Source organism: Ruegeria sp. HKCCA4812, from assembly GCF_013034245.1.
Classification (GTDB): Bacteria; Pseudomonadota; Alphaproteobacteria; order Rhodobacterales; family Rhodobacteraceae; genus Ruegeria.
On sequence record NZ_WQFQ01000005.1, the window covers coordinates 169,852 to 185,358 of the forward strand.

The 15,507-nt window shown below is 59.9% G+C and carries 18 protein-coding genes; 4 read left to right on the forward strand and 14 right to left on the reverse strand.

Annotated elements, in window-relative coordinates; translation table 11 throughout:
• The first annotated feature begins 2 nt into the window (after positions 1 to 2).
• Positions 3 to 998 carry a hypothetical protein gene (locus tag GOW04_RS15395; RefSeq protein ID WP_171233136.1) on the forward strand — a complete coding sequence of 332 codons (996 nt, stop codon included), beginning with the start codon at positions 3 to 5 and terminating at the stop codon, positions 996 to 998.
• On the opposite strand, the gene GOW04_RS15400 is transcribed toward GOW04_RS15395, so the two are convergent.
• Genes GOW04_RS15400 through GOW04_RS15425 form a run of 6 tightly spaced genes read right to left on the reverse strand, consistent with a single transcriptional unit; the run spans position 995 to position 6,200 of the window.
• Positions 995 to 1,588, reverse strand: a complete 594-nt coding sequence (locus tag GOW04_RS15400) for a GNAT family N-acetyltransferase (protein ID WP_371814409.1) — start codon at positions 1,586 to 1,588, stop codon at positions 995 to 997. The two genes, GOW04_RS15395 and GOW04_RS15400, sit on opposite strands and share 4 nt — an antisense overlap.
• Positions 1,585 to 3,630, reverse strand: a complete 2,046-nt coding sequence (glp, locus tag GOW04_RS15405; RefSeq protein WP_171233202.1) for a gephyrin-like molybdotransferase Glp — start codon at positions 3,628 to 3,630, stop codon at positions 1,585 to 1,587. Before glp ends, GOW04_RS15400 begins: the two co-directional genes overlap by 4 nt.
• Positions 3,631 to 3,650: 20 nt before the next feature.
• Positions 3,651 to 4,142, reverse strand: a complete 492-nt coding sequence (mobB, locus tag GOW04_RS15410; RefSeq protein WP_171233137.1) for a molybdopterin-guanine dinucleotide biosynthesis protein B — start codon at positions 4,140 to 4,142, stop codon at positions 3,651 to 3,653.
• Positions 4,139 to 4,783 carry a molybdenum cofactor guanylyltransferase MobA gene (mobA, locus tag GOW04_RS15415; protein ID WP_171233138.1) on the reverse strand — a complete coding sequence of 215 codons (645 nt, stop codon included), beginning with the start codon at positions 4,781 to 4,783 and terminating at the stop codon, positions 4,139 to 4,141. The genes mobB and mobA overlap by 4 nt, the downstream gene beginning before the upstream one ends.
• Positions 4,780 to 5,316, reverse strand: a complete 537-nt coding sequence (locus GOW04_RS15420; RefSeq protein ID WP_171233139.1) for a hypothetical protein — start codon at positions 5,314 to 5,316, stop codon at positions 4,780 to 4,782. Before GOW04_RS15420 ends, mobA begins: the two co-directional genes overlap by 4 nt.
• Complete coding sequence (locus tag GOW04_RS15425; protein WP_171233203.1) at positions 5,313 to 6,200, reverse strand: formate dehydrogenase accessory sulfurtransferase FdhD; 888 nt, start codon at positions 6,198 to 6,200, stop codon at positions 5,313 to 5,315. The genes GOW04_RS15420 and GOW04_RS15425 overlap by 4 nt, the downstream gene beginning before the upstream one ends.
• Positions 6,201 to 6,249: 49 nt before the next feature.
• On the opposite strand from GOW04_RS15425, the gene GOW04_RS15430 reads away from it, so the two are divergent.
• Together GOW04_RS15430 and GOW04_RS15435 are read left to right on the forward strand one after the other, a co-directional pair.
• Positions 6,250 to 6,966: an AzlC family ABC transporter permease gene (locus tag GOW04_RS15430; RefSeq protein ID WP_171233140.1), complete on the forward strand. Its 717-nt coding sequence runs from the start codon at positions 6,250 to 6,252 to the stop codon at positions 6,964 to 6,966.
• On the forward strand, positions 6,963 to 7,295 hold the full coding sequence (locus GOW04_RS15435; RefSeq protein ID WP_171233141.1) for an AzlD domain-containing protein: 333 nt from the start codon (positions 6,963 to 6,965) through the stop codon (positions 7,293 to 7,295). Before GOW04_RS15430 ends, GOW04_RS15435 begins: the two co-directional genes overlap by 4 nt.
• Here the strand turns inward: GOW04_RS15435 and GOW04_RS15440 are convergent.
• The 7 genes from GOW04_RS15440 to GOW04_RS15470 all read right to left on the reverse strand — a co-directional run bounded on the left by GOW04_RS15440 (position 7,284) and on the right by GOW04_RS15470 (position 13,788).
• Positions 7,284 to 7,916, reverse strand: a complete 633-nt coding sequence (locus GOW04_RS15440) for a hypothetical protein (protein WP_171171212.1) — start codon at positions 7,914 to 7,916, stop codon at positions 7,284 to 7,286. The two genes, GOW04_RS15435 and GOW04_RS15440, sit on opposite strands and share 12 nt — an antisense overlap.
• Before the next feature lie 17 nt (positions 7,917 to 7,933).
• Positions 7,934 to 8,068: an aa3-type cytochrome c oxidase subunit IV gene (locus tag GOW04_RS15445; protein WP_050604020.1), complete on the reverse strand. Its 135-nt coding sequence runs from the start codon at positions 8,066 to 8,068 to the stop codon at positions 7,934 to 7,936.
• 89 nt (positions 8,069 to 8,157) lie between these two features.
• Entirely contained in the window at positions 8,158 to 8,697 is a 540-nt protein-coding gene (locus GOW04_RS15450; protein WP_171171214.1) for a hypothetical protein, read from the reverse strand.
• Complete coding sequence (locus tag GOW04_RS15455) at positions 8,684 to 10,525, reverse strand: glycerophosphodiester phosphodiesterase (protein ID WP_171233142.1); 1,842 nt, start codon at positions 10,523 to 10,525, stop codon at positions 8,684 to 8,686. The genes GOW04_RS15450 and GOW04_RS15455 overlap by 14 nt, the downstream gene beginning before the upstream one ends.
• 56 nt (positions 10,526 to 10,581) lie before the next feature.
• A complete protein-coding gene (locus tag GOW04_RS15460) occupies positions 10,582 to 11,034 on the reverse strand; it encodes a DUF6173 family protein (protein WP_170346311.1) in 453 nt (150 codons plus the stop codon).
• 4 nt (positions 11,035 to 11,038) lie between these two features.
• The gene (locus GOW04_RS15465) at positions 11,039 to 12,085 is read right to left on the reverse strand and encodes an MBL fold metallo-hydrolase (protein WP_171233204.1); all 1,047 of its coding nucleotides are present in this window, start codon (positions 12,083 to 12,085) and stop codon (positions 11,039 to 11,041) included.
• Entirely contained in the window at positions 12,085 to 13,788 is a 1,704-nt protein-coding gene (locus GOW04_RS15470) for an acyl-CoA dehydrogenase (RefSeq protein WP_171233143.1), read from the reverse strand. Before GOW04_RS15470 ends, GOW04_RS15465 begins: the two co-directional genes overlap by 1 nt.
• 138 nt (positions 13,789 to 13,926) lie before the next feature.
• On the opposite strand from GOW04_RS15470, the gene GOW04_RS15475 reads away from it, so the two are divergent.
• Complete coding sequence (locus GOW04_RS15475; protein ID WP_171233144.1) at positions 13,927 to 14,877, forward strand: L-threonylcarbamoyladenylate synthase; 951 nt, start codon at positions 13,927 to 13,929, stop codon at positions 14,875 to 14,877.
• On the opposite strand, the gene GOW04_RS15480 is transcribed toward GOW04_RS15475, so the two are convergent.
• Entirely contained in the window at positions 14,878 to 15,432 is a 555-nt protein-coding gene (locus tag GOW04_RS15480) for a YqgE/AlgH family protein (protein WP_152456781.1), read from the reverse strand.
• Positions 15,433 to 15,507: the final 75 nt, after the last annotated feature.

Genomic DNA, 15,507 nt, shown 5'->3' on the forward strand with positions numbered 1-15,507 from the left:
TAATGTCGGGGCCAAAACCTGACCCGGAAACCGAAAAGCCGACGTCGCTGGGCATCTATGATCGCCCGAAGACTCCGGCTGTCACCGAAATCGAGATTGCCGCACTGGTGCTCAGCCTAATCTGGCTGGTGGTGTCGGTCGTCTTTCTCGTGCTGCCCGGTCAGGGGCAGAACGGCGGCTTTGTCGTCGCCTTTCTGGCCGTGTTCATGCCCGTGGCGATGATCTGGGTTGCGGCCACCGCGATGCGCGCCAGCCGGGTGATGCGAGAGGAAAGTGCGCGGTTGCAAACGGCAATCGACGCGATCCGGCAGACCTATGTGGCGCAGCAGCAGCGCGCCTCCAGCACCTATGAACCTGCGGTGACCAAAAAGCTGGATGAAATCGCTGCGGCCACACGGAAAACCGAAGACGCCCTGGCGACGTTCTCGACCAAACGCACGGCGCGTTCTGCCACGGCCGCGCAGTCTTCCGCTCAGGGCGACCAGACCTCGTTGGAACTGGGCACACCTGCGGAAGAGATCACACCGCCGCTGAGTACCGAGGTTTTCATCCGCGCCCTGAATTTCCCCGAAACGCAGGATGACACCGAGGGGTTCAATGCGCTGCGTGTTGCATTGAAGGACCGCAAGACGGCACAGCTTGTGCAAGCCTCACAGGATGTTCTGACGCTGCTCAGCCAGGAAGGCATCTACATGGATGACCTGCGGCCCGACAAGGCCCGGCCAGAAATCTGGCGCCAGTTCGCCCAGGGCACACGCGGGCGCGCCGTGGCGGCGCTGGGGGGCGTGCGCGACAGATCCTCACTTGCGCTGACGGCAGCCCGGATGAAACAGGATCCGATTTTCCGCGACGCCGCGCACCATTTCCTGCGTCGGTTTGACAAGATGATTGCCGAGTTCGAACCCACGGCAAGCGATGCGGAACTGAATGAACTGGGTGAAACCCGAACGGCCCGCGCATTCATGTTGCTGGGTCGCGTGGCGGGCACGTTTGATTAATCCGACCCGACAATCCACGACATTTTGGTCGCGCTGCTGAAATTAAACAGATACTTCAGCGGTCCGGTTTTTTCTTGACCCATGGGCTGGAACCCCTCGCGCTCGTAAAGGCTGCGGGCGCGGGGGTTCGTGTCGATGACATCAAGCTGGACCTCTGACATGTTGCGGTTGCGGGCCTCGGACTTGATAGCATTCAGCAATGCCGTGCCCACTCCGTTGCCGCGCGCCTCGGCAGCGACAAAAATACCATCCATCTGGAAAACGCCCGGTTTCAGTTCGCGCTCCAGCACGCTCAGAACCGACGCACGCCAGGTCGCCCCGAACCAACCATAGACCTGCGCCAGACCAGACATATTGCCCCCTGCAAAAGAGCCGTCACGTGTCTTGAAACCTGCCAGACCCAGTATCCGGCCCGTTTCATCCCGTGCAACCAACGCGAAATCCGGGTTCAATGCGATTTCAAAGAAAGCCAATCCTTTTTCGTCCGGCCCCATGACTTTGCCCAGTTTTGCCGCAAATGCCTGCCAGAACAGTGCCGCCGCTTGCGCGCGTTCCTGATTGGCGAACCCTCTTGAAATCGTGACCGTCACAACCCGAAACTTCCATACGGAAGGAACCGGACCATATCGCCCGGTTTGACATGGCGCGCACCGTCCTCGATTTCGACCAACCCTTCAGCCCAGCTGAGGCCACTGATCCGGCCTGATCCTTCCGAATGGAAAACCTCGGCCCGCCCATCCCGCATTCTTGCTCGCAGATATTCCCGGCGACCGGGCTTCTTGCGCTTTTCAAAGGCGGCAGGCACTTCGAAACCTTGCGGTTCAGCCCAACCTTCACCGGACATCAGCCCCAAAGCCGGACGCGCGAAAATCAATGTACAGACCATGGCGGCAACCGGATTTCCGGGCAGGCCAAACACCGGCACGCCAGACCACAAACCCAAAGCCAGCGGCCGCCCGGGTTTCAACGCAATGCGCCAGTGCTGCATTGCTCCGGCCTGACGCAACAGGGCCGAAACATGGTCTTCGTCACCCGCTGACGCGCCACCACTGGTCAAAATCACATCCGCCTGTTCTGCGGCCTGATCCAATCGATCCCGCAAGGCGTCCCGATCATCCGAAACACGCCCCATATCCACGGGCACGAACCCCATACGGTCGATCAAGGACAGCAGCATCGGGCGATTGGCGTCGAAAATCTGACCCGGACCAGCGCTCTCTCCGGCTTCGAGCAATTCATCACCCGTAGAGACCACGGCCACGCGAAGCGGTTTGCGCACGTCGACTTCGGCGATCCCCACGGCAGACAGCAGCGCAAGATCGGCAGGGGTCAGCCTGCGCCCGGCAGGAAGGGCGATATCGCCTGCGGTCACATCTTCTCCCGCGCGCCGTGTGTTGGCGCCTTTTTTCAGCGGGCCGTGGAAGGCTATGTGGCCGTTCTTGACCGTGACATCCTCTTCCAGAATGACCGTGTCGACACCGGCGGGCAGCGCCGCCCCCGTCAGCACGCGCAAGGCCCGACCTTCAGGCACGTCACCGTCGAACGGGATCCCTGCCGCCGCGCGCCCTTCAATCAATGGCATGATCTGTGGGCCATCAAGGGCGGGACCGGCAAACCCGTACCCATCCACGGCCGTATTCGGTTGCGGCGGGTTCGAACGTCGGGCGACCACATCCCCAGCCAGAACGCGCCCGCATGCCTTGGTCAGCGCCATCGTCTCAGATGCGGTAATCGGGTGCAGCCTGTCACGCAAACAGGCCAGCGCCTCATCCACCGGTGTCCAGTTGACCCCGGCGGGCAACGCGAAGCAATCGTTCCGCAACGGGGGCGGGGTTATGTTCGGCTTGTCCTGAGGCACACCCAATATCCAACCTTCCTCTGCCGCTGAGACGTTCAATTGCGCATCCAACTCCTGCTCTGTCAAACCCGACAGAGTCAAGGCGACTTGTTCAACCTGCCAGTCATCTTTGATCCGCCCTTCCGGAGGCGCGCCCAAGGTCAGAGACGGCCAGATTTCCACGAAAGAGACTGGTTTATCCAGCGGTTCGAACGGCCAGACCGAGATTTGCTCGGCAAACCGATGGCGAAGCCGGTTCAGAACCGGAAGGCCCATCATCACCTGCCCGCCCACTGCACCCGCACCCGCCATCTGCCAGCAGGTGAAACTGCCCTTTGCCAAAGTCTCCACGGCACGACGGTTCGGGAACGGGTTTGAATAGTCCGATTTGGTGCGTGGCAGGCCGTCAATATCTCGGCGCAGTCCATTCATCCAGAACGGGCCACGGCCGCCAAACTGAAGGTTGATCCGACCCGCCAGATCAAAGCGGTTGTTGGCCTTCGGGGAATCCTCGACATGTTGGTCGAACCAATCCCACAACGCCAGCGGATCGTCCGTTCCGGTCATCGCCCGCGCGAAGCCGCATGGATATCCAAAAGGAAAATCGAACCCAAGAAGCAGGCGGCGACCGGCCTTCAGTTCGGCGCGGATCAGAGCATCCAACCTCTGCTCGGCTATCTGCCTGTTGCGCAGGTATTCGGGGTCAAGCGCTTTTCCGTTTCGTACAATGCAGGCCCAGATCGCATCCTTGCGCGGGGTCGGCCCGGTGTCGTTTCCGCCAGACCAATCCAACATTGCAAAGGTCTGGAACAGACTCACAAACCGACCTCTTTCAGGATGAAGTCAGCAATCCCGGCGGTATCATCCAGATCATAGACCGGGCGGTCCAAATCCAGCGGAGTGTCGCTGGCCACCGCGCGGATGGTGCCATTTTCAGGTGCCATCAGCGCATGGCCAGCCTCAACGCGATACGCTTCGATCTTGGGGTGGTCCTCGCGCTTGAACCCTTCGACCAACACCAGATCGACCGGCGAGAGCCGCGCCAACAGCTCGGCCAGCGGCGGTTCAGGCGCGCCCCGCAATTCCTGCATCAAAGCAATGCGTTGCCCCGAGGCAAGCAGCACCTCGCTGGCCCCCGCAACGCGGTGCCGGTGACTGTCGGTGCCCGGCTGATCCACATCGACACTGTGATGCGCGTGCTTGACCGTAGAGACCGTAAAGCCCCGGCCTGTGATCTCGGCCACCAGCCGTTCCATCAGCCCGGTTTTGCCGGCATTCTTCCAGCCCGTGACGCCGAAGACCCTCATGCCTGCTCCAGCAATGTTCGGGCACGATCCAGATCTTCGGGCGTGTTGACGTTGAAGAACGGATCAAACGGGTCGGCGCTGAACATAGCCTCGCGTCCTTCATGTTTGTCGGTCCACAGCACCACCTTGCGCAACCCGTCCATCAGCGCCGCCCGCAGATCATCGCGCAGGGCCACGGGCCAAAGCCCGAATGTCGGGTGTCGGTTGACTCGCTTGCCGCCACCGGATTTCAGCGCCTCGTCGCCCGAACGCGGCGTGGTGGCCAAGACCAACGCGTGTACCTGCCCTTCCGCAGCCTGCGTCAGTCGCGCCACCAGATCGCGCGGGAAAAATGGCGTATCCGCGGCAGCTGTGACGATGCAGTCCGCCCCCTGCTCTGCCGCCCAGTCGAGCCCGGCCAGCACACCGGCCAGAGGCCCGGCAAACCCTTCGATCGTGTCAGGCAGGACGGGCAGGCCCAGATCAGCGAAGCGCTCAGGGTCGCCATTCGCGTTCAACGCCAACCCACTTACCTGTGGGGACAAACGGTCAATCACATGGGATAGCAGGCTCTGCCCCCCGATCTGCAGCAAACCTTTGTCGCCACCACCCATACGTGTGGCCTGCCCGCCTGCAAGAATGACGCCAAGCGGTTTCGTCATGATGGGTCCTCGATCTCCGGCCATTTTTGGAATTTCTCCAGCGGTGAAAAAATCCAAACCCCACTACCCGCACCAAGCAAAATGAAACACAGGCTCACAGGAAGTCCGAAAATGTCGGCCAAAACATGGCTCAAGCGAATGAAAGCGAAAAAGAGCACCAAAACCGCCACAGGCGCGAAAAACGACCAGAAAAAGCACCGATACCTGCGAAGTGATCGTCTGATTTCGTTTGGCAAAACGACTGAGGCTGGCAAACCTTGAAGAAGGGTACGTTGCAACACGGCGCTTTGTTTTTGCACCGCCAATCCCCAAGCTGCCCATCCCATCCGGAATGGGGCAAACAGGTCGAATGTGCCGATATATTCTCTTGCCTCCCACCCCAATCGATCCAAAATTTCTTCGTCCAACCGTGCCATGCCCTCTACGATTGCTCGTTTGCTGCGTGCGTAGTTTCGCGCAGCAAGAATGCTCAGCGGCAAGATACTGACTGCAACAACAAACAGGAAAAAAAGTCTAAGGGTTTCCAAAATCATCCTGCACTTTTCCGGCGGTGTTTCCTGTCTTCGATCGCTACGGTTGACGGGTCCACGTCGCGCAGCAGGCGATCCTCACCCGACAGGCAGACAAAGCGCTGGCCGCGCATCCGCCCGATCAGCGTCAGCCCGACCTCGCGCGCGATCTCGACGCCCCAGGCGGTGAAGCCCGAGCGGGACGCCAGTACCGGAATCCCCATCATCGCCGTTTTGATCACCATCTCGGATGTCAGGCGACCAGTGGTATAGAGGATCTTGTCCGCCGCACACTCATCTTCTGACAGCATCCAGCCTGCGATCTTGTCGACGGCGTTGTGGCGGCCCACGTCCTCCATATAGACCAGCGGGCAGTTTTCACGGCACAGGACCGTGCCGTGAATCGCTCCGGCCTCGAGGTACAGCGACGGAGTGCGGTTGATCTTCGAGGCCAGATCATACAGCCAGGAGGTGCGCACCTGAACCTGCGGCAGTTGTACGTCTTCCAGCCCCTCCATCATGTCGCCAAATACAGTACCCACGGCACACCCGCTGGTGCGGGTCTTTTTCTTCAGTTTGTCTTCATAAGATGTTTCGCGCGCGGTTCGGACGATCACGGTTTCAAGGTCGTCGTCATATTCCACGCGCGTGATTTCATCATCCGACAGCAGCATCCCCTGATTGCGCAGAAAGCCCAGCGCAAGATATTCGGGATAATCGCCAATCGTCATCGCCGTCACGATTTCCTGCGAATTGAGGAAGATCGTCAGCGGGCGTTCCTCGACCACAGATATCTGGCTGATTTCACCGTTCTGGTCCACACCCTCGACCGCTCGGGTCAGGCGCATCGCACCCGGATCAGGGGCGATAAGATAGTCCGACAGATCGAATTCCGTGGCCAATTGCAACCCCTTCCCAAGACAGTTACTGCTGCATGAATCACCATAGGATTTAGCCATGGCCTCTGCCACATCCAAGTCATACTTCTGGAAAGGTTTTCGGGACGGGACGCCGTTTATCTTCGTCGCCGTGCCCTTTGGCCTTCTGTTTGGTGTTTTTGCGACGGAGGCCGGGTTGACCCTTGTCCAGACGATGGCCTTTACATCGACCGTTTTTGCAGGTGCCGCGCAATTCGCGGCGTTGCAATTGTTGCAGGACAACACCCCGACCGTGATCATCATAATCTCGGCGCTGGCCGTGAATCTGCGCATGGCGATGTATTCCGCATCACTGACACCTTACCTGGGTTCCGCGCCCATGTGGCAGCGTGCCTTTGCGGCATATCTGACCGTGGATCAATCTTATGCCTGCTCGATCGTGCGGTTCGAGAAAGAGCCCGACCTGTCAGTGCCACTACGCATGGCCTATTTCGTGGGCTCTGTCACGCCGATCACACCGCTTTGGATTCTGAGCACTTATCTAGGCGCAGTGCTGGGTGCGCAAATACCGGAAAGCTGGGCGCTGGATTTTGCCCTGCCTATCACCTTTCTGGCCATGATAGGGCCGATGATGCGGACCTTTGCACATGTGGTCGCGGCCCTTGTGGCCATCACGGTATCGTTGTTGACCGTCGTAATCCCGTTCAATCTGGGTCTGTTGATCGCCGGATGCGCTGGAATGGTTGCCGGAGCACAGGCGGAACTGATCCTCGAACGCAGAAAGACGCGACAATGACACAGCCCGATTCCGTCACCATCTGGACCATTATCATCGGGCTTGCCATCGGCAGCTATGCGCTGCGCTTTGTCTTTATCGGTTTTGTGGGTGATCGCTCGATGCCGCCTTGGCTGCTGCGTCACCTGCGATATACAGCGGTGGCCATCCTTCCTGCGTTGATCGCACCGCTGGTGGTTTGGCCCTCTGCCACCGAAGGGCAGCCTGATCTGCCACGTATGTCGGCGGCAGCAGTTGCCCTGGCGGTCGGAGTGATCAGCAAAAACGTGATAGCGGCCATCTTTTCCGGGGCCGCCACGCTCTATGGTCTGCTTTATCTACTGAGTTGAGACAGCGTCGAGCTGGTTGAGACGCGCATTGTTTGCCGCCAAACCTTTTTGCAGATCCGCATCGTCATTTTCCCGATATTCTTCGGTAACGACGCCCGGAATCTGCGCAAACTGTTCCGACAGGTTTACCGGATAGAACGTCACATCAATCTGCTCGAACCCCGGCACCTGCTTCAACAGTTGAGAAGTCGAGTTGGTACAGAATGCGCCAGCGACCGGACCGGATTGCTTTGCCAGTTGCAAGGCGATTTCAGCCTGTTGCGGGCTCACCTGAATGGTCTGTATGCGGGCATAATGCGTCTCGCGCGCGTGCGAGCTGCGATAAGCTCGTTCGACCGCCGGGGTAATGCCGTAAAGCACATCATCCTTCACCGGAACCACATCCGCCCGGAACGAACCGGCAGGGTCAAAGATCACCCGCTCGCTGCCCGAGATCATCAGCGACGTATGCGCGCCCGATCCGGTGCGTGTATTGATCATTGTGTACAGCGTCAGGGTCGCTGGCCCCGGATCACGGTAGGACCGGGACACGATCTCGTTCCGATCCGCCTGTGGACGGTTCGAATTGGCGCAGCCCGCCACTGTCGCTGCCAGCAAGCAGGCAATCAATATCCTGAACAAGTCAGCCCCCGAAACGATTAGGAGGCGAAAACCGCCAGGAACAGGCACAGGAAGGCAATGGCGACCACACACCACGTGGTGGCCTTGATGAAACCGTTGAATGTCTTGGTTTGGACCGTGATGTCCATTTCGCCGTGCTTGTGTTCAGCCATGAGTCTCAGATTCCCAATTCGCGTGTTTGATCTGTTGGATAATGGAAAACAGAACGCCTGTCACCACGTCATTCGCGCGCAGGACGCTGTTACTTGAGGACCGAACAACCGGGATACCCGAACCCCCACCGCCAGGGCAGGCCGCTGCACGGCCCGCCACCGAATCGCACCGCCCCGTACATTGCATCCGCAGTGATCGCGTGCACGCTGCGAATCTGTTCAGGCGACATGTCGTACTGGTCGGCATAGTCCTCGGCATGGTTGTCTCCGTGCTGCACCACACAGGCGTGCAAGGCGTCATCCGCTGCCAGACGTGCCTCATAGCTTTCGTTAGCTGTCTCTGCACCGCCAGCATTGTGATATGCCCGGTCGTGGATGACGCAGCAGTACTCCCACGGCGGGTGTTCTTGATATAGCGCGCCAACCTGTGGGAATTGCTTTGCCACCCAGCGCCAACTGGCTGACAACCCGCCTGAACAGCCATCGGTTTCAAACGACGTCAGTTCGGCGTCCTTGCTTTGCTCGATCAGGGCGCGGTGGCCTGGCATTTCAAATCCGCGCATCAGATCCTGTGCCCATGCCGACAGTGCCAGCAGAGACAGAAACAGCGCCATGTTAAGGACTTTCATCGCGCATCGCCTCTGTATCGACCTGCAATCCAAAGGTGGTTGCCAGCCACAGCAACAGCCGCTCGCCCGGCCCCATTTCAGCGCGGACGCGTAAAACCTCATTGGCCATGGCCGGGCGGTCGGTAATCAAACCATCCACACCCATCGAGGCCATCCTGGACATCTGCAACGGATCATTCACCGTCCAGACATAGATATCCTTACCAGCGTCCTGCACTTTGCGGATCAGCCCGGGTGTAACCATGCCTGCATTGACGGCGACAAATTCACCTTCCAACCCCGACAGATCCCCAATGGCCGTGGCCGCCAGCACACCAGAGCGCCAATCGGGCCGCAACTTTTCCATCTTTTGCACGGCCGGGTATTTCAGCGACATGGTGGCAACGTCGTTCTGCATCCCAAGTTCTTCGACAAGGCCGATCACCCGATTTTCCAGATCGACGTCGTGACCATAATATTTCAGCTCGATAAGAACCTTCGACTTACCTTTGGCCGCTTCCAGTACCTCTCGCAGGGTCGGGGTCCGCTCTGCGGCGTATTCCGGTCCGAACCAGCTTCCGATGTCGATATCAGCCACATCCTGCATAGTCGCATCCCAGACCTTCAGGTTGACGCCGGCCAATTTCATGAAATCGCTGTCATGGGCCACGACAACCACATCGTCCGCCGTTTCCTGAACGTCTATCTCAACCCAGTCCGCACCATCTTCTATCGCTTTCAGGACCGAGGCCATTGTGTTTTCAGGTCGCAAAGCCGCAGCGCCCCGATGGCCGATGACCTCGGCTTGATCCGGCGCCTGCACGCGTTCCAGCAAGCTTTGCCCAAGCCAGAAGCCAACGCCCAACGCGGCCAAGGCCGCCGCGACAGTGACAAGAACCGGCACGCGGATCCTTCGGGGTTCGGGATAGGGAACGTCCTTGGTCTCAGCTTCAAAGAAACCGTCCAGCAAGACCGCCAATGCGCCCAGCGCCGTGGCCGCCAGAACCAAGCCCGCCAGGGACCAAAGCCCCGCAATGATCAGGCTGAGGATCAATGCCAGTCTGAGGCTGCCGCCTTCCTGCAAGGGCACAACCGCAAACAACAGACTGGCCACCGCCGCAATCAAAGCCGCAATCACAAGCCGCAGTCCCAGCCAAAGGGCAAGCTCGATCTTCAAACGCCCGCGCTTGCCTTCCATCTTTTGTTCGCTTTTCGCGAATGCTCCGCGTGGTGAGGCCCCCTCGAACAGGACCAGATGCAACGCCAGCGCCCATCCCGACAGTCGGCGGATCAACACCCATGCCAACGCAAGAACGACAAGTCCGATCAGAACCACGGCCACCTGAAAGGCCGGAGGGTGGAATGTCAGGTAATAATTGATGTCATATTCCGTCAGCGTCCACCATGCGATCAACCCCGCGATGGCCACAAACGGCAAGGCGAGCAGCAGAACGCGCAGGATGAACCGAACGGCAAATCCGAACAGCGCCGGAAAGCGGGACAGGTTCAGTGCCAGTGCCGCGCTGCCTGCGCGCCAGGGGTCATTTTCTCCCATACGCAAGGACCCGGCCATGACCGCGAACACAAGCACCTCGGCCAGCAAGAACAGACTGAGCACCGCAACACCCGCGATGAACCCTGCCGGAGACAGCAGGAACATCGCAATGTCCTGATCGGTCAGAGCGGTCTGATTTGACAGAGAGACCGCAAGATTGACAGCCACAGCCACACCCGGCGCGATCAGCGCCACCAGCAGCAAGCGCACAGCGATATAGATTGGCACAAAGACCCGGCGCCGTTCCCAGGCACCTGCATAGGCATGTGTTACTGCTTGAAAAAATCTTGTCACGTGGGCGCCTCCGGACTGATGCAGTCATTCAAAGGCGCGCAAGCGTGAATTGCAAGTCAGCTGTCTTCCAGATCCGCCGCCAGACGGAAACCGATGCGGTTGGCGGGTTTGTCCTCGACCGATTTGGGCAGGGCGCGCAGCATCACGTTCAACTGGCTGACATGCTGCACCAATTGCGTGCGGGCCCCGGTTCCGTCAGATCCGTAAAAAGTGATCATGTCGGGGTCGAAATACCCCATCCCTTCGATCCGCATGACGCCGGCATCGCCGCCGGTAAAGCCCATGGCGACTTCGTGATCGCCGTCCAGAGTCTTTTCAAAGTTCTGGATATACATGATCAGACGCTCGTAAGCCCATTGCGCCGGGCTTTTGTTGGCAACAGGCTTCTTCAACCCCTCGGGCAGGTCCTTGGCTCCGGATTCGGCATTGGGATCCGCGTGCACCTCGTGACACCGCGGCAAAGCGGCGGCTTCGGCGGCCTCGGCCGAGGTTTCGATCTGGTCCTGCATTCTTCTACCCTTTGCGCTGATACAGCCATGCCCCGTCAGCGCGTTGCGTCCGGGTTACCGCACCAATGTGGTAGAGATGATTCACATGCGCAACCGCCTCAACCAGCGCAAGCCCATATTCGCCTTCGCGGATCGTGCGTTTGAACAGTGGCAGAAAACAATCCGCGGCCGCTCTGGGTTGATCCAGATGCTTCAACAGGCGGTCCAACGCGCCGTGATGGTTGTCGATCAGCTGTTTCATCCTCAGCGGCAGGCCCGAAAACGGCAGCTTGTGCCCGCCCAGAACCAGATGATCGGGCCGGGCAAGCGTCTGCAACCGCTCGCAGGCTTCCAGCCACGCTGAAACCGGATCGGCCATCGGTTCCGTGGCATAGACGCCCAGATTGGGACTGATCGAGCCGAGAATCTGATCGCCGCTCAACACCAGATTGTCGTCACGGCTCCAGAAAGTGGCGTGTTCCGGCGCGTGGCCATTGCCCATATGCACATCCCAGTCGCGCCCACCCATTCGGATCACGTCGCCCTGCTTGATCCGGGCAAAGCCCAGCGGCATGGGGTAAACCGTGTCGGCAAAGTTGAACGGACGATCCTTCATCCGCGCATTCAGAACCTCGGGCGCCATGCCGGCGCTGCGATAGAAATCAAGCGTTTCCTGCGGCCATGTCTCTTGCACATCCAGCGTCAGCATCCGCGCGAACAGCCATGAGGTGCGGCTTGTGGCCAGCTCGGCCCCGTGTTCCGACTGAAACCACCCGGCATTGCCGACATGGTCAGGATGATGATGCGTCACCACCACACGGGTGATCGGTTTGCCTTTCAAAGGCCCGCCCATCAGGGTTTCCCAGATACGCCGCGTTTTGTTCGACGACAGCCCGGTGTCAATCACCGTCCAACCTTCGCCATCGTCCAGCGCGTAGATATTGACGTGATCCAACGCCATCGGAAGAGGCAGGCGCATCCACAGTACACCCTCGGCAACCTCGACGGCTTCACCCGGCGCGGGCGGTTCCGCCCACGGATATCTGATCCCCGATACGCGATCCCCGTCCATCACGCCGCCAACTCATCGGGGCTGAGCGAAAAGAGGTCATCCGCGCCGCTTTGCACCCGCGCCAGAAGCCCGGAATGCTCGGGCAACAAGGCGTTGATGTAGTAGCGCGCCAATTTGGCCCGTGGTCCTTCCGGATCAGCCAGAGCCGCGGACAGGTGATAATGCCCGCCAAGAACCCGGGCAAACGCCTGAAGATAGGCCGTTGCGCCTGCAAATCGGTCGTTCATGTCGTCTTGCGCCACCAACCATTCGGTTGCCTCGCGCAGGGTTTCTGTTGCCTCCCACACTGGACCGGCCAGATCGGGCATCGTCGTACGCGCGTGTTCGGCCTGTTCTTCGATCTCGTCCAGAAGGTTCGAAGCCGCCTCGCCCCCGTCCATCATTTTGCGCGCAACAAGGTCCATGGCCTGAATGCCGTCGGTTCCCTCGTAAATCGCGGTCACGCGAACATCGCGGGAATATTGCGCCGCGCCTGTTTCTTCGACAAAGCCCATTCCGCCATGCACCTGTACGCCGGTTTCGGCCACGCGTATCCCGGTCCGGGCCCCAAAGTTCTTGCCGATTGGCGTCAACAACGCGGCCCGCGCGGCCCAATCGGCGTCGCCGGTGGCTTTCGCCATGTCAATCGCGGTCGCGTTGGCCAGAAGAATAGCCCGAGCGGCAAAGATATCGGCGCGCATATCCATGATCATGCGACGCACATCCGCATGATCGATGATCTTACCAGAAGGCGTCCTGCCCTGCTTGCGTTCCAGCGCATAGGCCAAAGCATGCTGATAGGCGCCTTCCGCAACGCCCACACCCTGGCCACCCACGCCCAGGCGGGCGTTGTTCATCATGGTGAACATGGCCGCCATACCACCATGTTCCCTACCCACAAGCCATCCTTTGGCGCCGTCATATTGCATCACGCAGGTGGGTGATCCATGCAGCCCCATCTTGTGTTCGACGGAAACAACCTTCAGGTCGTTGGCCACGCCGGGATTGCCATCCGCATCGGGGATGTATTTCGGCACCAGAAACAAGGAAATGCCCTTGGTGCCTGGCACACCGTCCGGCAGACGGGCCAGAACCAGATGGCAGACATTTTCAGCAAAGTCGTTGTCGCCCCAGGAGATGAAGATCTTCTGCCCGGTCACCGAGTATGTGCCATCACCATTTGGCTCAGCCTTCGAGGTCAGCGCGCCCACATCCGATCCGGCCTGAGCTTCGGTCAGGTTCATGGTAGCAGACCATTCACCCGAAATCATTTTGGGCAGATACAGTGACTTCAATTCGTCGCTGGCGTGGTGTTCCAACGCCTCGATCTGGCCCTGCGCCATCAGCGGAGCAAGTTGCAGCGACAGGCAAGCGGCGCTCATCATCTCGTTCACGGCAGTGGTGACAGCCATCGGCAGGCCCATTCCGCCAAATTGGGGATCAGCGCTGATCCCGATCCACCCGCCTTCGGCAATCGCCTTCCAGCCATCGGCATAACCCGGAGAGCTGCGGAGCACGCCATTCTCAAGCCGCGCCGGTTCCAGATCACCGGCACGCTGCAACGGGGCCAGAACCTCTTCGCTCATCTTGGCGGCTTCGGTCAGGATGGCCGTGACGACATCGGCGCTGGCATCTGCAAAAGTCTCGGTGGCGGCGACCTGGTCGAACCCGACGACATGTTGCAGCAGAAATTGATAATCTGAGATTGGGGCGCGATATGGCATGATTTCTCTCGGGGTCTAACGGATCAGAATACATCGGCGGGCTTGGAATCAAATGCAAGCGCCGGTAAGCGTGTGGGCCTGAACCGATTACGTACCTTACCTCAAGTTCCAGGCAACCAAAACGCGGCGTCATCAGATATGATCTCATCCGGCACACAGGAATTGACGGCAGATCCCGGCGGCATCGCGCAGGCTGCCGATTTTTTGCGCCAGGGTCTTCTGGTCGCTTTTCCGACCGAAACGGTCTATGGCCTTGGCGGCGACGCCCGCAACGGACAGGCCGTCGCATCGATTTACGAGGCCAAGGGACGGCCCAGCTTCAACCCGCTGATCGCCCATGTCGCCTCGGTCGAAGCGGCCCAGCGCTTTGTGCAATGGTCGGATCTGGCCGAGCAGCTGGCACAGGCCTTCTGGCCCGGTCCTCTGACCCTGGTTTTGCCGTTGCGCGAAGGGCACGGGGTTTCTTCGCTGGTGACCGCCGGGCTGGACACTCTGGCCGTGCGGGTACCTGCGCATCCGACGGCGCGTGCGCTGCTGGCCGACTTTGACGGACCGGTCGCGGCCCCTTCGGCTAATCCCTCGGGTCAGATCAGCCCCACGACGGCGGCTCATGTGTGGTCCGGTCTTGGCGGAAGGATCGCGGCTGTTCTGGACGACGGTCCCTGTGCGGTGGGGCTGGAATCCACCATTGTCGGTCTGGCCGGAGAGCCCACATTGCTGCGCCCGGGCGGCGTTGCGTTGGACCGGATCGAAAGCGTGCTGAACCTGCACCTGCACCTGCACCAATCCGGCGATCTGCTGACCGCTCCGGGGCAGTTGCAGTCGCATTATGCGCCCGACGCCCCGGTCCGCCTGAACGCCACTGCGCGTCACGGGGATGAGGTTCTGCTGGGCTTTGGAGCGGTGGATTGCGACCTGAACCTGTCTGTCCAAAGACGTCTGACCGAGGCGGCCGCGAACCTCTTTGCAGCCCTTCACAGGCTGAACGAGACGGGCCGACCCATTGCCGTATCTCCGATCCCTAACACCGGATTGGGGGCTGCAATCAACGACCGGCTGCGCCGCGCCGCTGCGCCACGCGACAGCTGATCAGGCCCGGCCTGCGCTGGCGGACAACGTCAGAGGATCCACCCCGAGCGTCGCCAAGGCAGCTTCCCATTTTTCGTCATCAGGCACGTCGAAGACAAGTTTCGTCGTCGCTTCGGTGGTCAGCCAGCCGTTCATCGCGATTTCGTCCTCAAGCTGACCCGGGCCCCAGCCGGAATAGCCCAGCGTCAGCATCGAATTCAGTGGTCCGCTGCCAGAGGCCAGATCTTCAAGCACATCCAGTGTCGCCGTCATGCTGAAATCCGCGGAAATATGCATTGAATGCAGATTGGCCTCGTAATCGGCGCTGTGCAGGACAAATCCGCGCGACATCTCGACCGGGCCACCGAAATGCACAAGGCGCTCTCCGATCACCGGGATACGGCAGGCGATGTTCAGCTGCCCAAGCAACGTCTTGATTCGCAGATCCGAAGGCTTGTTCACGATCAATCCCATGGCGCCATCGTCGCCATGGCTGCACATATACACCACCGAATGGTCGAATCGCGGATCGCCCATTCCGGGCATCGCAATCAACAGTTTTCCGGTCAGGTCCATGGGCCGTCATCTCTTTGTCAGTTCACGTCAACAATGGCCCTGCCGCACCCCGGTTTGCAAGAGACCAACCCGTAT

What these genes read in the sequence shown, in the direction of transcription:
- mobA (WP_171233138.1), bottom strand. Translation starts at nt 4,783, where the DNA reads ATGACGAAACCGCTTGGCGTCATTCTTGCAGGCGGGCAGGCCACACGT.
- GOW04_RS15475 (WP_171233144.1), top strand. Translation starts at nt 13,927, where the DNA reads ATGATCTCATCCGGCACACAGGAATTGACGGCAGATCCCGGCGGCATC.
- glp (WP_171233202.1), bottom strand. Translation starts at nt 3,630, where the DNA reads ATGTTGGATTGGTCTGGCGGAAACGACACCGGGCCGACCCCGCGCAAG.
- GOW04_RS15395 (WP_171233136.1), top strand. Translation starts at nt 3, where the DNA reads ATGTCGGGGCCAAAACCTGACCCGGAAACCGAAAAGCCGACGTCGCTG.
- GOW04_RS15435 (WP_171233141.1), top strand. Translation starts at nt 6,963, where the DNA reads ATGACACAGCCCGATTCCGTCACCATCTGGACCATTATCATCGGGCTT.
- GOW04_RS15450 (WP_171171214.1), bottom strand. Translation starts at nt 8,697, where the DNA reads ATGAAAGTCCTTAACATGGCGCTGTTTCTGTCTCTGCTGGCACTGTCG.
- GOW04_RS15470 (WP_171233143.1), bottom strand. Translation starts at nt 13,788, where the DNA reads ATGCCATATCGCGCCCCAATCTCAGATTATCAATTTCTGCTGCAACAT.
- GOW04_RS15480 (WP_152456781.1), bottom strand. Translation starts at nt 15,432, where the DNA reads ATGGACCTGACCGGAAAACTGTTGATTGCGATGCCCGGAATGGGCGAT.
- GOW04_RS15445 (WP_050604020.1), bottom strand. Translation starts at nt 8,068, where the DNA reads ATGGCTGAACACAAGCACGGCGAAATGGACATCACGGTCCAAACCAAG.
- GOW04_RS15465 (WP_171233204.1), bottom strand. Translation starts at nt 12,085, where the DNA reads ATGGACGGGGATCGCGTATCGGGGATCAGATATCCGTGGGCGGAACCG.
- mobB (WP_171233137.1), bottom strand. Translation starts at nt 4,142, where the DNA reads ATGAGGGTCTTCGGCGTCACGGGCTGGAAGAATGCCGGCAAAACCGGG.
- GOW04_RS15460 (WP_170346311.1), bottom strand. Translation starts at nt 11,034, where the DNA reads ATGCAGGACCAGATCGAAACCTCGGCCGAGGCCGCCGAAGCCGCCGCT.
- GOW04_RS15420 (WP_171233139.1), bottom strand. Translation starts at nt 5,316, where the DNA reads ATGATTTTGGAAACCCTTAGACTTTTTTTCCTGTTTGTTGTTGCAGTC.
- GOW04_RS15430 (WP_171233140.1), top strand. Translation starts at nt 6,250, where the DNA reads ATGGCCTCTGCCACATCCAAGTCATACTTCTGGAAAGGTTTTCGGGAC.